Source organism: Roseinatronobacter domitianus, assembly GCF_023336755.1.
In the GTDB taxonomy this organism is placed as follows: domain Bacteria; phylum Pseudomonadota; class Alphaproteobacteria; order Rhodobacterales; family Rhodobacteraceae; genus Roseinatronobacter; species Roseinatronobacter domitianus.
In genome coordinates this window covers 1-17,957 of record NZ_JALZWP010000014.1, presented here as the reverse complement: position 1 = coordinate 17,957, position 17,957 = coordinate 1, and the positions used below count along the sequence as shown (strand labels likewise).

21 protein-coding genes and 1 tRNA gene are annotated in these 17,957 nt (G+C 59.6%); 13 read left to right on the top strand and 9 right to left on the bottom strand.

The features are described 5' to 3' along the window. Positions 1-6: 6 nt before the first annotated feature. A complete protein-coding gene (locus tag M3N55_RS12990; protein WP_249059759.1) occupies positions 7-567 on the bottom strand; it encodes a tetratricopeptide repeat protein in 561 nt (186 codons plus the stop codon). A 66-nt stretch (positions 568-633) separates the two neighbouring features. Here M3N55_RS12990 and M3N55_RS12985 point away from each other — a divergent pair, with 66 nt between their 5' ends. The 6 genes from M3N55_RS12985 to M3N55_RS12960 all read left to right on the top strand — a co-directional run bounded on the left by M3N55_RS12985 (position 634) and on the right by M3N55_RS12960 (position 4,186). Beyond that, positions 634-921, top strand: coding sequence for an SCP2 sterol-binding domain-containing protein (locus M3N55_RS12985; RefSeq protein ID WP_249059757.1), 288 nt, complete (start codon positions 634-636; stop codon positions 919-921). Continuing rightward, positions 918-1,844 (top strand): alpha/beta fold hydrolase, encoded by a 927-nt coding sequence (locus tag M3N55_RS12980; protein ID WP_249059755.1) that lies wholly within the window; start codon positions 918-920, stop codon positions 1,842-1,844. Before M3N55_RS12985 ends, M3N55_RS12980 begins: the two co-directional genes overlap by 4 nt. A gap of 99 nt (positions 1,845-1,943) precedes the next feature. Then, positions 1,944-2,807 (top strand): MBL fold metallo-hydrolase, encoded by an 864-nt coding sequence (locus M3N55_RS12975; protein ID WP_249059754.1) that lies wholly within the window; start codon positions 1,944-1,946, stop codon positions 2,805-2,807. 74 nt (positions 2,808-2,881) lie between these two features. Beyond that, the gene (locus tag M3N55_RS12970) at positions 2,882-3,310 is read left to right on the top strand and encodes a YeeE/YedE family protein (RefSeq protein WP_249059858.1); all 429 of its coding nucleotides are present in this window, start codon (positions 2,882-2,884) and stop codon (positions 3,308-3,310) included. Positions 3,311-3,312: 2 nt separating this feature from the next. After that, the gene (locus tag M3N55_RS12965) at positions 3,313-3,744 is read left to right on the top strand and encodes a DUF6691 family protein (protein WP_249059856.1); all 432 of its coding nucleotides are present in this window, start codon (positions 3,313-3,315) and stop codon (positions 3,742-3,744) included. Positions 3,745-3,760: 16 nt separating this feature from the next. Beyond that, positions 3,761-4,186, top strand: a complete 426-nt coding sequence (locus tag M3N55_RS12960; RefSeq protein WP_249059753.1) for a protein tyrosine phosphatase family protein — start codon at positions 3,761-3,763, stop codon at positions 4,184-4,186. A gap of 65 nt (positions 4,187-4,251) precedes the next feature. Here M3N55_RS12960 and M3N55_RS16805 read toward each other — a convergent pair whose 3' ends face one another. Continuing rightward, on the bottom strand, positions 4,252-5,304 hold the full coding sequence (locus M3N55_RS16805) for a FliM/FliN family flagellar motor switch protein (RefSeq protein ID WP_249059751.1): 1,053 nt from the start codon (positions 5,302-5,304) through the stop codon (positions 4,252-4,254). 48 nt (positions 5,305-5,352) lie between these two features. Then, positions 5,353-5,940 carry a lytic transglycosylase gene (locus tag M3N55_RS12950; protein ID WP_249059749.1) on the bottom strand — a complete coding sequence of 196 codons (588 nt, stop codon included), beginning with the start codon at positions 5,938-5,940 and terminating at the stop codon, positions 5,353-5,355. Positions 5,941-6,130: 190 nt separating this feature from the next. On the opposite strand from M3N55_RS12950, the gene gatB reads away from it, so the two are divergent. The 3 genes from gatB (at position 6,131) to M3N55_RS12935 (ending at position 8,668) form a co-directional block, all read left to right on the top strand. Next, positions 6,131-7,645 (top strand): Asp-tRNA(Asn)/Glu-tRNA(Gln) amidotransferase subunit GatB, encoded by a 1,515-nt coding sequence (gene gatB / locus M3N55_RS12945; RefSeq protein WP_249059747.1) that lies wholly within the window; start codon positions 6,131-6,133, stop codon positions 7,643-7,645. Positions 7,646-7,720: 75 nt separating this feature from the next. Further along, positions 7,721-8,194 (top strand): acyloxyacyl hydrolase, encoded by a 474-nt coding sequence (locus M3N55_RS12940; RefSeq protein WP_249059745.1) that lies wholly within the window; start codon positions 7,721-7,723, stop codon positions 8,192-8,194. 57 nt (positions 8,195-8,251) lie between these two features. After that, positions 8,252-8,668 carry a DUF4177 domain-containing protein gene (locus tag M3N55_RS12935; RefSeq protein ID WP_249059743.1) on the top strand — a complete coding sequence of 139 codons (417 nt, stop codon included), beginning with the start codon at positions 8,252-8,254 and terminating at the stop codon, positions 8,666-8,668. 7 nt (positions 8,669-8,675) lie between these two features. Here the strand turns inward: M3N55_RS12935 and pheS are convergent, their stop codons facing one another. Together pheS and M3N55_RS12925 are read right to left on the bottom strand one after the other, a co-directional pair. Then, complete coding sequence (pheS, locus tag M3N55_RS12930) at positions 8,676-9,749, bottom strand: phenylalanine--tRNA ligase subunit alpha (RefSeq protein WP_249059854.1); 1,074 nt, start codon at positions 9,747-9,749, stop codon at positions 8,676-8,678. Positions 9,750-9,926: 177 nt separating this feature from the next. Beyond that, positions 9,927-11,387, bottom strand: a complete 1,461-nt coding sequence (locus M3N55_RS12925) for a bifunctional diguanylate cyclase/phosphodiesterase (RefSeq protein ID WP_249059741.1) — start codon at positions 11,385-11,387, stop codon at positions 9,927-9,929. A 165-nt stretch (positions 11,388-11,552) separates the two neighbouring features. Between M3N55_RS12925 and M3N55_RS12920 the strand changes: the two genes are divergently transcribed. Next, the gene (locus M3N55_RS12920) at positions 11,553-13,031 is read left to right on the top strand and encodes an NAD-dependent succinate-semialdehyde dehydrogenase (protein WP_249059739.1); all 1,479 of its coding nucleotides are present in this window, start codon (positions 11,553-11,555) and stop codon (positions 13,029-13,031) included. Between the two features lie 54 nt (positions 13,032-13,085). Here M3N55_RS12920 and glnA read toward each other — a convergent pair whose 3' ends face one another. Beyond that, positions 13,086-14,492 (bottom strand): type I glutamate--ammonia ligase, encoded by a 1,407-nt coding sequence (gene glnA, locus M3N55_RS12915; protein WP_249059738.1) that lies wholly within the window; start codon positions 14,490-14,492, stop codon positions 13,086-13,088. Between the two features lie 57 nt (positions 14,493-14,549). After that, positions 14,550-14,888 carry a P-II family nitrogen regulator gene (locus M3N55_RS12910; RefSeq protein WP_249059736.1) on the bottom strand — a complete coding sequence of 113 codons (339 nt, stop codon included), beginning with the start codon at positions 14,886-14,888 and terminating at the stop codon, positions 14,550-14,552. A gap of 188 nt (positions 14,889-15,076) precedes the next feature. Between M3N55_RS12910 and M3N55_RS16800 the strand changes: the two genes are divergently transcribed. Together M3N55_RS16800 and M3N55_RS16795 are read left to right on the top strand one after the other, a co-directional pair. Continuing rightward, positions 15,077-15,721, top strand: coding sequence for an NAD(P)H-hydrate epimerase (locus tag M3N55_RS16800; RefSeq protein WP_346429275.1), 645 nt, complete (start codon positions 15,077-15,079; stop codon positions 15,719-15,721). Beyond that, on the top strand, positions 15,718-16,596 hold the full coding sequence (locus tag M3N55_RS16795) for an NAD(P)H-hydrate dehydratase (RefSeq protein WP_346429274.1): 879 nt from the start codon (positions 15,718-15,720) through the stop codon (positions 16,594-16,596). Before M3N55_RS16800 ends, M3N55_RS16795 begins: the two co-directional genes overlap by 4 nt. Here M3N55_RS16795 and M3N55_RS12900 read toward each other — a convergent pair. Beyond that, entirely contained in the window at positions 16,580-17,050 is a 471-nt protein-coding gene (locus M3N55_RS12900) for a Hint domain-containing protein (RefSeq protein WP_249059735.1), read from the bottom strand. The two genes, M3N55_RS16795 and M3N55_RS12900, sit on opposite strands and share 17 nt — an antisense overlap. A 195-nt stretch (positions 17,051-17,245) precedes the next feature. On the opposite strand from M3N55_RS12900, the gene M3N55_RS12895 reads away from it, so the two are divergent. Next, positions 17,246-17,330 (top strand) — tRNA-Leu (locus M3N55_RS12895). A 97-nt stretch (positions 17,331-17,427) separates the two neighbouring features. On the opposite strand, the gene M3N55_RS12890 is transcribed toward M3N55_RS12895, so the two are convergent. Beyond that, positions 17,428-17,805, bottom strand: a complete 378-nt coding sequence (locus tag M3N55_RS12890) for a tyrosine-type recombinase/integrase (RefSeq protein ID WP_249059734.1) — start codon at positions 17,803-17,805, stop codon at positions 17,428-17,430. Between the last annotated feature and the right edge of the window lie 152 nt (positions 17,806-17,957).

Sequence of the window (17,957 nt, the reverse complement as noted above, 5' to 3'; positions counted from 1 at the left end):
GCGCCGTCAGAGCGAGATGCCCTGCACAGCCTTGTCCAACCGTTGCAGCGCCGCTTTTACGTCGTCACGATGCGGATGTATAGCGTTGACCCGAAGCATCACCTCTTGTGCCTGCTTGGGGTGCCCCATGTCTTCAAGAATGCGGCCCAGCCCGATCATGGCCAGAAAATTCTGCGGGTTCAGCGCCAGAGCATGTTCAAGATCGGCCATTGCCAGCCCAAGGCGGCCAGACATAAACCAAGCCGTCGCGCGGGCATGCCAGCCTTCGGCAAATTCCGGCGCGTGGTCAATAACCGCAGAGAAATGGTCCAGCGCGGCGTCGGTCTGCCCTTGTTCCAAAGCCTCGCGCCCCCGCTGCAACAACAGATCCACACTGGCGGACCCAGAGCGTGACCAGATTCGGGTGATCTGCCGCTCTATTCGCTGCCACCGTTCTTGCGTCGGGTCCGCTAAACGGTCCAGCAGGATTTGCGGGTCATCTGTGGGAATATCCTGTGCAACAGACGGAGTCGCGCCCAGAAGCGCTGCCGCCACGACAAGATTGAGTATGGATATTCTAACCGCCATAGTGAAAGTGTAACGCAATGGCGCTGCGAATCCAGCGCGCAAAGATCACAAATTCGGAGCAAACCCATGAGCGAGATCATTACCCACGCAGTCAAGGCGCTGAACGAGAAGCTGGGCGACGGCTTCGACGGGACAGCAAAGTTCCAGATCGAAGGTGAAGGGTCCATCATGCTGGACGAAAACGGCGTGCGCGAGGGCGACGAAGACGCCGAAGTTACCATGATCGCCAGCACTGATACGTTTCGCGGCATTCTGGACGGCAGCGTAAACCCGACCATGGCCTTTATGTCGGGCGACCTGAAAATCGAAGGCAGCATGGGCGCCGCCATGAAGCTGGGCAGCGCGCTGAGTTGAGCGCGCCGTTTCACGCGGACGTCGCCGATGCGCCAGCCCCTGCACGGGTTGATTGGCTGACGGCCAGCGACGGTGTGCGTCTGCGCGCCGCGTTCTGGGGCAGCGGCGCTCTGCCCCTTGTCGGGATATTTCCCGGCAGAACCGAGATGGTCGAGAAATACGGGCCGACGGTAGCGAATCTGATCGAACATGGTTTCGATGTGGCCGTAATCGACTGGCGCGGCCAAGGGCTGTCAGACCGGCTATATGACACCCCCTTGCGCGGCGATGTGCCCGATTTTGCCGATTACCAAAAGGACGTGCAGACCTTTTGGGCATGGCTAGGCAGCCTGACCGCGCAGCCGCGCCATATTCTTGCGCATTCGATGGGCGGCTGCATCGCGCTGCGCGCGCTGGTGAATGGCCTGCCTGCGCAAAGCGTGGCCTTCAGCGCGCCGATGTGGGGGCTGGCCCTGCCCGCCGCGACCATGGCCTCCGTTGCACCCTTGCATGCGGTTTTGCGCCTGACAGGCCAGGATACACGCGAAGTTCCCGGCGCGGGAGAGGAATTCGAGTTGTGGAATTTCGCGTTCGAACGCAACGAGCTGACCCGCGACCCCGAGCGCTATGCATGGGCACAGGCGCAGGTGCGCGCGCGTCCCGAATTGCGGCTTGGCGCCCCCAGCATGCGTTGGCTTGCCGCCGCCCTGCGCGAAATGGCGGCGCTGGACGCCCTGCCCTCTCCCGCCTTACCCGCAATCTGCGGGTTTGGCACCGGCGACAAGATCATCAGCCCAAAGGCCATACGCAGCCGCATGGCCCGCTGGCGCAACGCCAACCTGACCGAGTATGACGGCGCCTTGCATGAATTGCTGCTAGAACGCCCCGAGGTGCGCGACGATTTCCTGACGCGGTGCCACGTCCTGTTTGCCAAGGCTGACTGATTTTTGATGACCCACACCGCCAATTAAAATACATTCTATTATTGCAATATATTCAAAGCCCTTTATATCCTGTGTCAGATTTATAACGGAGACGACAGCATGAAACCCGAAGTCACCTCTTTCTTTGACGACGCCACGAATACCATCACCTATGTCGTGCGCGAGCCCGAGGGTTCGTCCTGCGCGATCATCGATTCGGTTCTGGATTTCGACTATGCGTCAGGCCGGACCGATACATCTTCTGCCGATGCGGTTGTCGCCTTCGTGCAGGACAAAGGCTATCGCGTGGACTGGTTGCTGGAAACCCATGTGCATGCCGACCACCTCTCGGCCGCGCCCTATTTGCAGGAAAAGCTGGGCGGTGAAATCGGGATCGGACACAACATCAAGATCGTGCAAGACACGTTCGGCAAGGTCTTTAACGAAGGCACCGAATTCCAGCGTGACGGCAGCCAGTTCGACCGGTTGTTCAGCGAAGGCGACAGTATTCATATCGGCCAGTTGCGCGTGGATGTGTTGCACACACCCGGCCACACGCCCGCTTGCCTGACCTATGTGATTGGCGATGCCGCTTTCGTAGGCGACACGCTGTTCATGCCAGATTTCGGCACGGCGCGGTGTGACTTCCCCGGCGGCTCTGCTGATACCATGTGGGACAGCGTTCAGAAAATCCTGTCACTGCCCGAAGAGACCCGGATTTTCGTGGGCCATGACTACAAGGCCGAAGGCCGCGACCATTACGCATGGGAAACCACCGTCGGCGCGCAGAAAGCCGCGAATATCCATGTCGGCGGCGGCAAGTCGCGCGAGGATTTCGTGTCAATGCGCACTACACGTGACGCGAAGCTGGGCATGCCCAAGCTGATCGTGCCATCGTTGCAAGTGAACATGCGCGCGGGCCAGATGCCCGAAGCCGAAGAGAATGGCACGGTTTATCTGAAAGTGCCGGTCAACAAGCTCTGATCGGCAAGAGTCACGAATTGGCGTGCGGGCCAGCCCTGCACGCCCCCTAAAGTCGCGAACAGGAAACCAAAATGATAGAGATGGATTGGATATGGGGCCTTGTCGGCGGCCTTATGATCGGAACGGCTGCGGCCATTTTCCTGCTGGGGAATGGGCGCATCATGGGGGCCAGCGGCATTATCGGCGGGCTGGTCGATCGCAGCGGGCTGTCAAACTGGCAGGAACGCGCGGCGTTTCTGGCGGCACTTGTCGTCGTGCCCGCGCTGATGCTGCCGCTGTATAATGTCGAAGTGACAACCAACATCACCGACAATCTGGTGCTGGTTGTGGCCGCTGGCCTGCTGGTCGGCATCGGGACGCGGCTGGCAAATGGCTGCACGTCGGGCCACGGCGTCTGCGGCATTTCGCGTTTTTCGCTGCGGGGCATGGTCTCGACGGTATTCTACCTGCTGGCAGGCGGCATCGCGATGGTGTTGTTCCGGCATGTTCTGGGGGTAATCTGATGTTGCGCACTATTCTTGCCGCCGCATCCGGCGGATTGTTCGGGGCCGGGCTGCTGGTCTCTGGCATGACAGACACCACCAAGGTTCAGGGCTGGTTGGACGTATTCGGCGCCTGGGACCCGACGCTGGCCTTCGTGCTGGGCGGGGCGATTCTGCCCATGGCACTGGCTTGGCACCTGACAACACGCCGCGCCAAGGCGATTGTTGGCACACCCTTTCCAGCCAGACCCGACCCGAAATTGGGCCATAATCTAGTGATCGGGTCAGTGCTGTTCGGCGCAGGCTGGGGGCTGGTGGGTCTGTGCCCCGGCCCGGCAATTGCGTCACTTAGCTGGGGCGGAACCGGCGGGATCGTCTTTATCCTTGCCATGGTTGCGGGTATGCTCGCCGCCAATCCCATTCGCGCGCGGATTGACCAAGCCGCCGCGATCTGACCTTCAGGAGCAAACCATGGACATTCGCCCTTTGACAGACGGTTATGCCGTGTCCCCTCAAATCGCGGCAGAGGATGCTCAGACACTGGCCGAAGCCGGTTTCAGGACCGTGATCTGCAATCGCCCTGATGGGGAAGTACCGGGCGAATTCCAGGCCGATGCCATCCGTGCGGCGGTCGAAGCTGCGGGGATGACCTTTGTGCTGAACCCGGTCATTGGCGGCGCGATCACACCCGAAAATGTCAGCGCGCAGGGTGCTGCCATTGTCGGGCAGCCCGGCCCGGTGCTGGCCTATTGTGCCTCGGGCAACCGCTCGTCCATTGTCTGGGCCATGTCGCAAGTTGGCACGCGCCCGGTCGATGAACTGATCGCGACGCCGGCGCAACATGGCTACAATCTGGAACCCATGCGCCCGATTCTGGAGCAGCTAAGCGAACGCTGACCCAGCCCGGTCTTTCATCCGGGCACAACCTAGCCATAAAGGGCCACACATCGCTGTGTGGCCCTTTACTGTTGCGACGCATTGTTCAGAAACGCAGGCGCTGAGCGATCCTCCTTCGTCTCGGGTGAAGCTGACGTTGCTGGTCCGAGTGGGACTGCCTTGGACAGGCGCAGCGTCGGCGCGGATTGCAGATCGCCGCGACCGCTGACCTGCGGATCGGCCGTCAGGCGGACTGCGCGAAACCCGCGCGCCTGCCCCAGCCGTCCAGTGGCGACAGCAGCACCGCTCAGGGCTGTAAGGCCAAGCGTTTCCAAAGCCGACTCTGGCACGCGCAGCACATCACCTTTGGTTAGCGCCAAAGCCTCTTTCAAGGTAAGTTTGAACCGGCACAGAACAGCGTTCAGCATCACCGGGCTGTTTTCGACCGCACCGGTCAAACGGTTTTCCCAATCGTCGTTTTCATCTTGCACCGCTGGTCCTGCGGGGGCGTAGCATGGCAAAACGAGTGTCCATAGCCCCGTGACCCTGCCCTGCCCAAGCGAAATGCGAAGCTGTAGAACCTTGTAATCAAGATCATCCAGCACCACTCCCATAGGGCGTCTGTCATCCAAGAATGACCCATATAAGAAGCCGCTTACATCAGCCCCCTCTGGCAGGTCGGCGCAGCGTTCCGCTGCATGATGCAGAAACGAATCAACCATCGGCGCGATAAGCGCGGCATCTGTGCGGGTTGGCAGGCGCGGCGGACCGTCAGTCGCGGCTGGGGGCATAACCTGCCCGGTGGTCTGCGCATCGACCAGCGCGGCAAGCGCAGTCGGACATAACCAGACCATGCCCATCGCGTCGCCCGGCCCTTCCAACAGGGCAAGGAACAGGCCCGGTTCCGTCATATCCACCAGTTCTGCCAAGGAAACCACGCGGCGCGACAGCGCGACCACCGTTCCGTCAAGGCCCGGATAACCCGCGCACATCCGCCCAAAAGCTTGCGACAAGGCTGCCTGAAAGCTGGCCTCTTGCTGGGCAGCTTGCACTTGGTTGCGCCGAGCCATCCGCAAAAGCGGATCGCGCCCGGCTTCGCTATTTTGCACCTTCGCCTGTTCCATCTTGCCAATTTTCACCCATACAAGGGGATCATGGCAAAGAACGGTTAGCAAAGGGTGAAAATATCAGCCCTGACACGCCGCAAGGCTGCGGGTAAAGGCCGCGATGTCACGCCGCTTCGCTGCGTCGCGCAAAGGTGGCCAATCGGCAGCAACGCCGCCCCAGTTGCCGGGGCCACCTGCAACGACCTGATCGCGTTCGACCGCTTGTGCCGCAATCCTCGCGGCACATCGCAGGTTTGTTGCGCCATCATACAGGCCCTTGGGGTGCGTCAGGTCGCAGCCATAAAACTTCGCCGAGGTCGGCCATATCTGCAACAGCCCGCGATACCGCCCGCCGGCGCCTGCCGCCTCTGGCCGCCATGTGCTTTCGTAGAAAGCCAGACCCGAAAACAACCCGATCCAGAACGCTTTGCGCCCGCTGATATCGGCCTTTTCATATCCGGGGCAGAAGCTTTCGATATCAGCGGGGACCGTGTCGATCAGCCCGCGGCCTTCCTGCCCAAGCGCCTTGTATTGCGCGGTCGTCCAGAGCGCCGCCTCTGGCCTGTGGTCCCACCGCGCGGCAATTTCCGGCGCGGTTTGTGTGGTCGCAGTGGTGCATCCTGCCAGCAGGGCAATCGCCACTATGGCGGGAAGAAGAAGGAATCGCATTTGGGATCTCAAGAGCAGCGGGGCCATAGGGCAGCCTCGGTCGCTCTATGCGCCAAGGATCGCGCCTGCTGCAAGCCTATGGCGCAACACATGGCGACGATCCGCCGACCCAACTCGGAAAATCGCTTTCCCCTCAGTCCAAAATTGCTCTAGAACGCACGAAACCAAGACTTATCGAGAGTGCGAGCCGATGCTTGACCTGACCTACGAGTCCCCGAAACCCAAGATCTTCTCTGGCGCAACCGGCGACTGGGAGTTGGTCATCGGAATGGAGATCCATGCCCAGGTAGCCAGCGAAGCCAAGCTGTTTTCCGGCGCATCGACCCGGTTCGGGGCGGAACCCAATTCCAACGTGGCCTTCGTCGATGCCGCCATGCCGGGCATGTTGCCGGTGGTGAATGAATATTGCATCGAACAAGCTGTGCGCACCGGCTTGGGGCTGAAAGCGCAAATCAACCTGTGGTCGGCCTTTGACCGTAAAAACTATTTCTACCCCGACCTGCCGCAGGGCTACCAGATCAGCCAACTCTATCACCCGCTGGTCGGTGAAGGCGAAGTGTTGGTCGATATGGGCGCGGGCGTGGCGCGGTTGGTGCGGATCGAACGCATCCATGTTGAACAAGATGCTGGCAAATCCATCCATGACATGGACCCGAATATGAGCTTCGTGGACCTGAACCGCACTGGCGTTGCGCTGATGGAAATCGTCAGCCGCCCCGATATTCGCGGACCAGAGGAAGCCGCCGCCTATGTCGGCAAGCTGCGCCAGATTTTGCGGTATCTGGGCACCTGCGATGGCAATATGCAAAACGGCAACCTGCGGGCCGATGTGAACGTTTCGGTCTGCCGTCCGGGCCAGTATGAAAAATATCAGGCCACGCAAGATTTCGCGCATTTGGGCACCCGGTGCGAGATCAAGAACATGAACTCTATGCGGTTCATTCAGGCGGCCATCGACTATGAGGCCCGCCGCCAGATCGCCCTTCTGGAAGATGGCGGCAAGATCGACCAGGAAACGCGCCTGTATGATCCCGACAAAGGGGAAACCCGGTCCATGCGATCGAAGGAAGAAGCGCATGATTACCGCTACTTCCCCTGCCCCGACCTGCTACCCTTAGAGATTGAACAGGCTTGGGTCGATGCGATCGCCGCCAATCTGCCCGAACTGCCCGACACCAAGAAGGCCCGCTTCATGGCAGATTTCGGATTAACGGATTACGACGCCTCTGTGCTGACCGCTGATCTGGCGGATGCTGGCTTCTTCGAGGCGGTCGTGGCCGAGGCTGGCGACGGCAAACTTGCTGCGAACTGGGTCATCAATGAATTGTTTGGTCGGCTGAAGAAAGACACACGCGAGATTGGCGACAGTCCGGTATCGGCCAGCCAGCTGGCCGGGGTTATCAAGCTGATACAATCGGGCGATATTTCCGGCAAAATTGCCAAGGACCTGTTCGAGATCGTCTATACTGAAGGGGGCGACCCCGCCGCGATTGTCGATGAACGCGGTATGAAGCAAGTCACCGATACCGGCGCAATCGAACAAGCCGTAGACGAGATTATCGCCGCCAACCCCGCACAGGTGGAAAAGGCCAAACAGAACCCCAAGCTGGCCGGCTGGTTTGTCGGGCAGGTCATGAAGGCCACCGGCGGCAAGGCGAACCCGGCCGTTGTAAACCAGATCGTCGCAGAAAAGCTGGCGACCTGACACGGAAACCCACTCAGCCTGCGCGGCGATTCGGCCCGCATACGACCCTAGCAAACCTACCGAAAGAACAGACCAATGCGTAAACTGATCTCTCTGGTTCTTGTAACTGTGATGGCGGCGGCAAGCCCGGCCATGGCAGACCAACCGCGCGTTATTGCGGGAATTGGCACCCAGATGGGCGTCGGAAGTGCCGAAGCCTCTCTGCGCTACATCGCGCCCGAACCGATGTTCTGGCGGTTGCACCCTGCATTTGGCGTCTCTGTTGCCGGAAATGGGTCAGGCTGGGCTGGATTTGGCTCTGCGGTCACATTCGGACAAGATGATGGTCTGTTCTTGCGTGTCACCGGGATGGTCGGCGCGTATCGGCGTGGCAGTGGCCGCGACCTTGGCGGCGCCCTTCAATTCCGCAGCGCACTCGATATCGGCTATCGCTGGGAAAACGGAATCGAAGCGGGCGTCGGCGCGGATCATCGCTCGAATGCCGGGCTGAAAACTCCAAATCCCGGATTGAACAGCATCTACCTGTTTGCCGCGATGCCGTTGAACTAGGCCGTCCTTTCAATCAGATTGAAATGGACCGGTCGTCACAGCCCCAAGGACAAAAATATGGAAAGTTACGAGTATCTTGTTGTGCCAGCCCCCCGCAAAGGGGCAAAGGCCAAAGGGCTAAAATCCCCGGCGGACCGCTACGCGCACCAGATGACATTGTTATTGAACGACCTTGCGGCCGAAGGTTGGGAATACTGGCGTGCCGACACCTTGGCGAGTGAAGAGCGCAAAGGCTTGATGGGCACGACCAGCGTTAGCCACGAATTGCTGATATTTCGACGCCTGAGCGCAGCAGCGCTGGCGACCCAAATGCCCGCGCAGGGTTACGACCCTGCGCCAGCAGACCCTAAGATTTCCGATTACCCACCCGCCGGGGACTACCCCGAGCAATCCCGCCCGGAACCGCAACTGGGCCGCCCAGAGAATTATTATGATGACCAAAGCCCACGGCTAACGGCCTCACGGCACGAGTGACGTTTCCTTAGCGTGAAAGCCCCGCAGCCAAGGATGGTTGGTCCAGCGCGGCAAAGCCATAATGGCGCAGCCAGCGCAGGTCGGATTCAAAAAACGCCCGAAGGTCCGGAATGCCGTATTTCAACATGGCAATCCGGTCTATCCCCATGCCGAATGCAAAACCCTGCCATTCGTCGGGGTCTATACCGCCGGCGCGCAGCACATTTGGGTGCACCATGCCCGACCCAAGGATTTCCAGCCAGTCATTGCCCTCGCCCAGCTTCAACTGGCCATTGTCCCAACTACACCGAATATCCACCTCTGCCGACGGTTCGGTAAAAGGAAAATGCGACGCGCGGAAGCGCAGTTCGACCTCGTCCAACTCGAAAAAGGCGCGGCAGAATTCCTCCAACGTCCATTTAAGCTGTGCCATCGAAATATCACGATCAATCGCCAAGCCCTCGACCTGATGGAACATGGGCGTGTGCGTCTGGTCCATATCCATGCGGTAGACACGGCCCGGCGCAATCACCCGAATGGGCGCGCCTTGTGCCTGCATGGCACGAATCTGCACGGGGCTGGTATGCGTGCGCAGCACATGCGGCGGGCGGTCATCACCCGCGTCGCGATGCATGAAAAACGTATCATGCTCTTGCCGTGCGGGGTGTTCGGGCGCAATGTTCAGCGCGTCGAAATTATACCAGTCGCTTTCAACCTGCGGACCTTCGGCAACGGCAAAGCCCATATCGGCGAAAATGGCGGTCAGTTCTTCCATGACCTGGCTGATGGGGTGGATCGTGCCCATCGGGCGCGGACGCCCCGGCAGGGTCACATCCAGCCATTCGGTTTTCAGACGCGCATCAAGCGCTGCATCCTCTAACGCCGCCTTGCGGGCCTTCAGCGCGGCGTCGATCTCGGATTTCAGACCATTCAGAACCGGACCTGCGGCTTGGCGTTCCTCGGCGCTCATCTGGCCTAGCTCACGCATTTTCAGGGCGATTTCGCCCTTCTTGCCCAGCGCGGCCAAACGCACAGCTTCCAACCCAGCGGCATCGGGGGCCGCCCCGATCTGCTCCAGGTATTTTGCGCGCAGGTCTGAAATTCCGTCCATGGTCCACCCTTGGATTGGTGATATAGCCCAGTGGCAATAGGCAAAGGCGCCACAGGATGCAAGCGCGCTACAGGTTCGGAAGTGCCTGCGCCGTGTTGAAATGGCACATCACACCCATCATCGCAGCCTCATAACCTTGGCGAAGGGCGTCCCTCCGCCCACCCTAACCTAGCTTACACTCAAATCCGCTACGGATATTGTGCGATTGCGCCCTCCCTCTTTCGCGGCATAAAGCGCGGTATCCGCAAGTTTCATTAACTGTGCCAAGCTCTTGCCGTCTTGGGGGTAGCTTGCGACACCGCAAGATATGTTGACGCAAGGCAAACTGGACCCGCCGGATGACAACTGAAGCGCTGCCACGCGCGTTCTTAACTCCTCGGCCTGGTCGACTGCGCATGCGCGCGGCATTCCGACACAAAGCAATGTGAACTCTTCACCGCCCAAGCGGCACGGAAAGACAGTATCCGGCCCGATGGCTTGCATCAGCCCGGCCACCTCGCGCAGAACCAGATCGCCTGCGTCATGCCCGAAGCGATCATTGAACCGCTTGAAATGGTCCACATCGACAGCGACCAGCGAGAGGGGCGTGTTTTCACGCTCTGCATTGGCCAATTCGCGCGCTGCCTGCTCGGTGAACCAGCGGCGGTTCCACAGTCCCGTCAACGCATCGCGCATGGAACGTTCGTGCAGTTCCTGGCGCAAGCGCACATTCGCCACGGCCAAGCTGATCTGTTCGGCGCAGATAAGCGAAACATCCCAGCGGTTATTCAGAACCTCTGCCCGCATATGGCGCATCAGGCCACCCTCTTCGAACCCGTCGAAAATGATGTGCATCAGGCCAATGGTTTCACCATGCGCGATGATCGGCAGGCAGAAATAGGGCGTGTCCTTTTGGTGTACATGATCGCAAGGAAACTGGATCGGCTTCAGACCAAAGGCATAGGCCCGCCCCCGGCGCAGCGCCCAGCAATCATCCGGCAAGATGTGGCCGGGAAAATCCGGGATCGTGCCCCAGCTTGCCACCAGGTCCAGCGTGTTACGCTGTGTGGCATAAATATAGAGCGCGCCATCCGCTTCGGGAATAAGCGTATGCATGGCACGACGCACCACCATCAGCAATTCTTCGAAGGACTTGGCGGAATAGAGCCATTCGCTGGTCAAAGCCAGAAGCTGCCTTTCGGATTGGCGAAGCGACTCGGCTTGGCGCATTTCTTCATTCTGGTCCTCCAACGTCTTGCGTTCGGAAATATCGCGCATGGTAGAGATGAAATGCGTGTGCAGCCCGTCAGTGTCGTAAACTGGCGTTACCTTCAGATCGACCCAGAACGGCGTGCCGTCGCGCGTATAGTTCAGAATATCCAACCGCACCTCGCGTCGCTGGGCACAGGCCAAAGCGATACAACGCGCCGCGTCGCGGTCGGTATCTGCGCCTTGCAGCAGGCTGCCCGGTTCCTTGCCCAGAATATCCGCCGGCCCATACCCGGTCTGCGCTGTGAACGCGGTATTGACCCAGCGTGCCTTGCGATCGGGGCCGCTGATGACCACCCCGTCGGAGGAATGGCGCGCAACCAACGCGGCATAGAACCCTTCAGGCGGATCATTGGGGTCCGGGCAATCCTTTGCGCACATGGCCATCCTCTCTACTCATCTACGCAAAGTGCCACCTCCGGCTTAAGAAAGCGTGAATTCTTGGCCGGGTCACAAGCCGTGACATTGTGCAGGGTCCGCGTTAGCCTCCCGGTAAATCTGGGCGACGCCCGATGAAGCCAAAAATCCGAAAAGACTGGAGCAAACATGCGCGATTCCGTGACCGATCTGAAATCTATATTGAACGACCCCGCGTTGCTGGAAACCCGTGGATATGTCGCCGGGGAGTGGATAGAGGCCGATGATGGGGCAAGTTTCGACGTGACGAACCCGGCGCGCGGCGATGTCATCGCGCAGGTGGCCGATTTGTCACGCACAGAGGTCGCGCGCGCGATTGACGCGGCAGAAAGCGCACGCCACGCTTGGGCGGCGCGCACTGCGAAGGACCGCGCAGGCGTGCTGCGGCGCATGCATGACCTGATGATGGCGCATGCAGATGATCTGGCCACTATCCTGACCGCCGAAATGGGCAAGCCTTTGGCCGAGGCGCGTGGCGAAATCGCCTATGGCGCCAGCTATTTCGAGTGGTTCGCCGAAGAAGCCAAGCGCATCTATGGAGAGACCATTCCCGGCCATCAGCCCGACAAGCGGTTGACGGTTCTGAAGCAACCCATCGGTGTCGCCGCCGCGATCACACCTTGGAACTTCCCGAATGCCATGATCGCGCGCAAAATCGCGCCCGCGCTTGCGGCGGGTTGCGGATTTGTCGGGCGGCCAGCATCCGAAACGCCGCTCTCGGCCTTGGCAATCGGCGTGATCGCGGATCGCGCCGGGCTGCCCAAGGGTCTCATGTCAATCCTGCCATCCACGCGCGCCTCTGACATCGGAAAAGAGTTCTGTGAGAACCCGAAAGTGCGCAAGCTCAGCTTCACCGGCTCGACCGAGGTGGGGCGCATTCTGATGCGGCAAGCCGCCGATCAGGTCATGAAATGTTCGATGGAGCTTGGCGGCAATGCACCCTTCATCGTGTTTGATGACGCTGATCTGGACGCTGCCGTGGCGGGCGCCGTCGCCTGCAAGTTCCGCAATAACGGGCAGACCTGCGTTTGCGCCAACCGCATCTATGTGCAGGACGGGATCTATGACGCGTTTGCCGAAAAGCTGGCCAAGGCGGTTGCGGAGTTGCGCATTGGCGATGGGCTGGAAGAGGGCGTTCAGCTTGGCCCGCTGATCCATGATGATGCCGTGAGCAAGGTCGAAACCCATGTCGATGATGTGCTGAGCAAAGGCGGCACAGTGCTGACTGGTGGCGCGCGGCACAACATGGGCAGCAATTTCTACCAAGCGACAGTTCTGGCTGGCGTCACGCAAGAGATGCGGATTGCCAAAGAGGAAACTTTCGGCCCGGTCGCGCCGCTGTTTCGCTTCAAGACAGAAGAGGAAGCGATTTCCATGGCCAATGACACCATCTTCGGGCTGGCCAGCTATTTCTACAGCCGCGATATCGGGCGCGTGACCCGCGTGCAAGAAGCCTTGGAATACGGCGTTGTGGGCGTGAATACGGGCATCTTCTCGACCGAGGTGGCGCCGTTTGGCGGCGTCAAACAATCGGGTATCGGGCGCGAAGGGTCGCGGCACGGTTTGGACGATTACTTGGAGATGAAATATGTCTGCTTAAGCGTCTGAGGCATATGAAAAAGCCCCCGCAAATGCGGGGGCTTTCATTTTCAGGTCTACAGCTTAGCAGCTGTAATACATGGTATATTCAACCGGGTGCGGGGTATGCTCGTAGGCGTAGACCTCTTCCCACTTCAGGTCGATATAGGCCATGATCTGATCCTTGGTGAACACATCGCCTGCCAGCAGGAAGTCGTGATCTGCGACCAAGCTTTCCAGTGCCTCACGCAAGCTTGCGCATACGGTGGGGATGCCTTCCAGCTCTTCTGGCGGCAGATCATACAAGTCTTTGTCAGACGCGGGACCGGGATCGATCTTATTCTTGATCCCGTCAAGGCCAGCCATCAGCAGGGCTGCAAAGCACAGGTAGGGGTTCGACGAAGGATCCGGGAAGCGGGCCTCGACGCGCTTGGCCTTCGGGCTTTCCGTCCACGGAATACGAATGCAGCCAGACCGGTTGCGTGCAGAATAGGCGCGCAGAACGGGTGCCTCAAAGCCCGGAATCAGGCGCTTGTAGCTGTTGGTCGACGGGTTGGTGAAGGCGTTCAGCGTCTTGGCGTGCTTCAGAATACCACCAATGAACCACAGGGCTTCTTGGCTAAGGTCGGCGTATTTGTCACCTGCGAACAAGGGCTTGCCATCTTTCCAGATGGACATGTTCACATGCATGCCGGTGCCGTTGTCGCCTTTGACGGGCTTGGGCATGAAGGTCGCGGTTTTGCCGTAGGCGTCTGCAACGTTCTTGATGACATACTTGTATTTCATCAATTCGTCGGCTTGCTTGGTCAACGAACCAAAAATCAGGCCAAGTTCATGCTGCGCCGACGCCACCTCGGTGTGGTGCTTGTCGACCTTCATCCCCATTTCTTTCATGGTGGTCAGCATTTCCGAGCGCATGTCCTGGTTGGCATCCGTCGGGTTCATGGCGAAGTAATGACCCTTCACGCCCGGACGATGGCCGCTATTGCCGTGCTCGTAATCGGTGTCGCTGTTCCAGGCGGCTTCCTCGGCATCAACCTCGTAGCCAACCTTGTTGATCTTGTCGCTGAACTTGACGCTGTCGAACACGAAGAACTCAGCTTCCGGCCCGAAATAGGACACGTCACCAATGCCCGACGCCTTCAGATAAGCCTCGGCCTTTTCGGCGGTGCCGCGCGGGTCGCGCTCATAGGGTTCGTTGGTGTCAGGCTCGACGATAGAGGCGTGGATCGCCAGCGTCTTTTCGGCATAGAACGGGTCAATATAGACGCTCTCGGTGTCCAGAACCAGTTTCATGTCGGAAGCTTCAATGCCCTTCCAGCCCGGCACGGACGACCCGTCGAACATGAAGCCTTCTTCGATGAAGTCTTCGTCGACCATGTCGTTGATGATCGTAACATGCAGCATGCGACCGCGCGGGTCGACGAAGCGAATGTCCAGATAGGCGACATCTTCGTCTTGCATCAATTTGAGAACGTCAGCAGCACTCATGTGTTTTCCCTTTGCTCTTGAACCGTTGTTTGGGAGTGTTCCGTGGCTTGAACCCGCTTAAAGCGCGTCGTCGCCACTCTCGCCGGTGCGAATACGGATCGCCTGCTCCACCGGAGAGACGAAAATCTTGCCATCACCGATTTTATCGGTGCGCGCGGCGGCTATGATTGCCTCGATCGCGCTTTCGACCTGATCGTCGGGAAGCACGACCTCCACCTTCACCTTCGGAAGAAAATCGACCACATACTCGGCACCGCGATACAGTTCGGTATGCCCTTTCTGACGGCCGAAACCCTTTACTTCCAGCACGGAAAGTCCCTGAACACCAATGTCTTGCAGGGCTTCCTTGACCTCATCCAGCTTGAATGGCTTGATGACGGCTTCGATCTTTTTCATGCGGTCGGCCTCCTCGGGTGTCGCACCAACGTGCGATGGCTTGTCTCTGACAGATCATGTTCAGATACGGGCCACAATCTGATAAGGCTCTGGATAGGACAGGCGCAATGGCAAAACCAATCGGAATGCAAACTTAAAAGGCGTAGTGCCTAATTATTAATCTTTTTGGAAAATCTTGGTGTCGAAAAGTGACTGAAATTCTGACATCTGCCCAAATGCGCGCCACAGAAAGGGCCGCGATTGATTCTGGCACCACCACGGGGCTGAAGTTGATGGAACGCGCGGGCATCGCCACGGTGGAGGCGATTGTATCGCATTGGCCCTCTCTGGCCGATAAACCGCTGCGCGCACGAGTTCTGTGTGGGCCGGGAAACAATGGCGGCGATGGCTATGTGATCGCACGACTTCTGCTGAATCGTGGCTGGCAGGTGCAAGTCGTGACATTTGGCGCGCCGGACCGCCTGCCGCCCGATGCGCGGCATAATTTTGACCGTTACAAGGGGCCACAGCTTGATGCAGCGGCGACGCCCTTTCCGTTCGACGGTGATCTGTCGGTCGATGCCGTGTTCGGAACCGGCCTGTCGCGCCCGATCACCGATAGCGCAATGCGGGGCTGGCTGGACGAACAGGACCGGTTCACAGCCCGTGGCGGCGCAAGCGTCGCGGTCGACATTCCGTCAGGGCTGGACGCCGATAGCGGGCGGGTGCTGGACGGCTCGGCCTGCGCGCACGCCGCGCTGACCGTGACATTCCACCGGGCGAAGCCGGGCCATTACCTTGCTCAAGGGCCAGAGTATTGCGGCAGGCTGCATGTGGCGGGGATCGGGCTGTGAGCTTGCGCCTGATATCACCCGATTGGCTGCCGAACCTGTCCAAGGCGAATGACGCCCATAAATACGACCATGGGCATGCCGTTATTCTGGCTGGCGGTCCGGGCAAAGGCGGCGCGGCCCGGCTTTGCGCGCGTGCGGCTTTGCGTGTTGGGGCCGGGGCCGTGACGGTGCTTTGCGAAAGCGCGGCACTTCCGGAAAATGCTTCACGGCTTGACGCGATCATGCTGGGCTTGTGCGATACTCCGGGTGACCTGCGCGAGCGGATGGCCGATCCGCGCATATCTGCCCTGTGCCTTGGCCCCGGCATGGGGTTGGGCGCGGCGCAGGCCACACTCTTATCCGACGCGCTGGACCTGTCGCAGGGGCGCAGTCTGGTTCTGGATGCCGATGCGATCACGCATCTGGCCCGCACCCCGGATATGGCCCAAAAGGTGCACAAAGCCTGTCTGCTGACACCACATGCCGGCGAATTCGCGCGCCTTTTTCCCAAGATTGCAGCCCGCTTGGATGCACCGGCGCGCAACGGTCCGGCCTATTCCAAGTTGGACGCCACACGCGACGCAGCACGGCAGATCGGCGCGACGGTTCTGTTTAAAGGCCCCGACACTGTTATTGCAGCACCGGACGGGCAAACCGCGCTGCACGCCGCGGTATATGACCGCGCAGCGCCGTGGCTTGCGACCGCTGGTGCGGGCGATGTGCTGGCCGGTTTGATCTGTGGTCTGCTGGCACGCGGATATGCGCCATTCGAGGCAGCCTGCTGGGCGGCGTTCCTTCATGTCGAGTGCGGCCGCGCATTTGGTCCCGGACTGACAGCCGATGATCTGCCGGATATGTTGCCAGGCGTTCTGGCGCGGCTTACAGCGCAGGTTTGACGACGGCCATGGCCCCGTCAATATCCAGGCACACGACCGAATCAAATTGAAGCTGGCACAGAATCGCCTTGCCGGGGCGGCCACGGCGCAGCGCAACGCCATCGACCATGCGATCTGCAACGGTGACAGCCGCCTGACCAAAGACAATTTGCGCGCGCCAGTCATCAGCGCACAGGCTTTGCCCACCACCAACCGTGACCGGGGCGCGCCCCTTGCGCGCAATCCTGACGACAGTCTTGCCATCCGCCTGAACCCGCCGAATGCCCCGTAATTCATGCAGGTTGCCCGCGCTATCGACAACCAGATCGCCCGCCATAAGCGCGGCGACTGGCTGCCAACCCATCAATGTGCGAACGCGTGTTGAAACGCCGAACCCTTCAGAAGCGGGGGCAGTCGCACAGCGCGAACCGCCACGGGCGGCCGGAAGGGGGGGAGCAAGGGAAATGGTGGTCATGGTAATATCCTCTGTTCGCAGCCTACCGCCAAGATATGACGGAACGGTAAACATCTGCCAAACGCATCACTGTTTCACTTTTTGCGACAATCAGCGTGAATTGCGGCAGAAATCGGACCACGTCATGTCGAGTTTTTGACTACCCTTAATTTTCCGCTCGCACCCGTCGCGCGGCTTTGCTACATCGCTCTGCGTGCGGGTGTGGCGAAATTGGTAGACGCACCAGATTTAGGTTCTGGCGCCGCAAGGCGTGGGGGTTCAAGTCCCTCCACCCGCACCATTTTGATTCTAAAATGTTTTTTCGAGTTCAGGATTGTCGAGCAGAACCCAGTTTAGCGGAAGTTTCGCACTGGGTTTCGCACTTTCTTGTTCTGTTCTCAGCGGCCGCGGCGCTGTTGTGCCCGCTTCGACGCCGCCCTCTGATTAGCCTGCGCGCGGTATTTTTGAACCATGCTGAGCGTCTTGTGGCCGGTCACAGCCTGAATTTCGGAGTCGCTGCACCCGGCTTCCGCCAGTAGCCGGGCCGCTGTGTAGCGCCACCCGTGAGGTACCAGTCGGTTTTCACCATGCATCAACCCTAACGCTTCCCGCACGTCTTCCACCGCCTTCTGAGCTGCCCGTTTACCGAGCGGTTGCGTAAGATTTCGGGCGAGGATATGGCGTCCAGTTCTGGGAAGTGTCTCGAGATATGCTTGTAGACGTTCCGGGCAGTAGATCCAGAGCTTAGTGTCGGTCTTTTCCTGACAGACCGCCATGTACTCCCCGTCGAAATCCTCCCAGTGTTGATTGTCACTGAGAACTGACCCGGCATTGTCACCGAGAACTGACCCACCCAGTTGTTATGTTCTGCGTGTCATGTTGGGGTCAATTGTGGTGTTTCCTTCCGTTTCTTTTTCGCTGTTTCGGA

Bases quoted from the DNA above. Each gene is read 5' to 3' on its own strand.
- M3N55_RS12890 (WP_249059734.1), bottom strand. From the start codon at position 17,805: ATGGCGGTCTGTCAGGAAAAGACCGACACTAAGCTCTGGATCTACTGC.
- M3N55_RS12910 (WP_249059736.1), bottom strand. From the start codon at position 14,888: ATGAAAAAGATCGAAGCCGTCATCAAGCCATTCAAGCTGGATGAGGTC.
- M3N55_RS12925 (WP_249059741.1), bottom strand. From the start codon at position 11,387: ATGTGCGCAAAGGATTGCCCGGACCCCAATGATCCGCCTGAAGGGTTC.
- M3N55_RS12990 (WP_249059759.1), bottom strand. From the start codon at position 567: ATGGCGGTTAGAATATCCATACTCAATCTTGTCGTGGCGGCAGCGCTT.
- M3N55_RS12985 (WP_249059757.1), top strand. From the start codon at position 634: ATGAGCGAGATCATTACCCACGCAGTCAAGGCGCTGAACGAGAAGCTG.
- glnA (WP_249059738.1), bottom strand. From the start codon at position 14,492: ATGAGTGCTGCTGACGTTCTCAAATTGATGCAAGACGAAGATGTCGCC.
- M3N55_RS12940 (WP_249059745.1), top strand. From the start codon at position 7,721: ATGCGTAAACTGATCTCTCTGGTTCTTGTAACTGTGATGGCGGCGGCA.
- M3N55_RS12920 (WP_249059739.1), top strand. From the start codon at position 11,553: ATGCGCGATTCCGTGACCGATCTGAAATCTATATTGAACGACCCCGCG.
- M3N55_RS12935 (WP_249059743.1), top strand. From the start codon at position 8,252: ATGGAAAGTTACGAGTATCTTGTTGTGCCAGCCCCCCGCAAAGGGGCA.
- M3N55_RS12960 (WP_249059753.1), top strand. From the start codon at position 3,761: ATGGACATTCGCCCTTTGACAGACGGTTATGCCGTGTCCCCTCAAATC.
- gatB (WP_249059747.1), top strand. From the start codon at position 6,131: ATGCTTGACCTGACCTACGAGTCCCCGAAACCCAAGATCTTCTCTGGC.
- M3N55_RS12975 (WP_249059754.1), top strand. From the start codon at position 1,944: ATGAAACCCGAAGTCACCTCTTTCTTTGACGACGCCACGAATACCATC.
- M3N55_RS12900 (WP_249059735.1), bottom strand. From the start codon at position 17,050: ATGACCACCATTTCCCTTGCTCCCCCCCTTCCGGCCGCCCGTGGCGGT.
- M3N55_RS12950 (WP_249059749.1), bottom strand. From the start codon at position 5,940: ATGCGATTCCTTCTTCTTCCCGCCATAGTGGCGATTGCCCTGCTGGCA.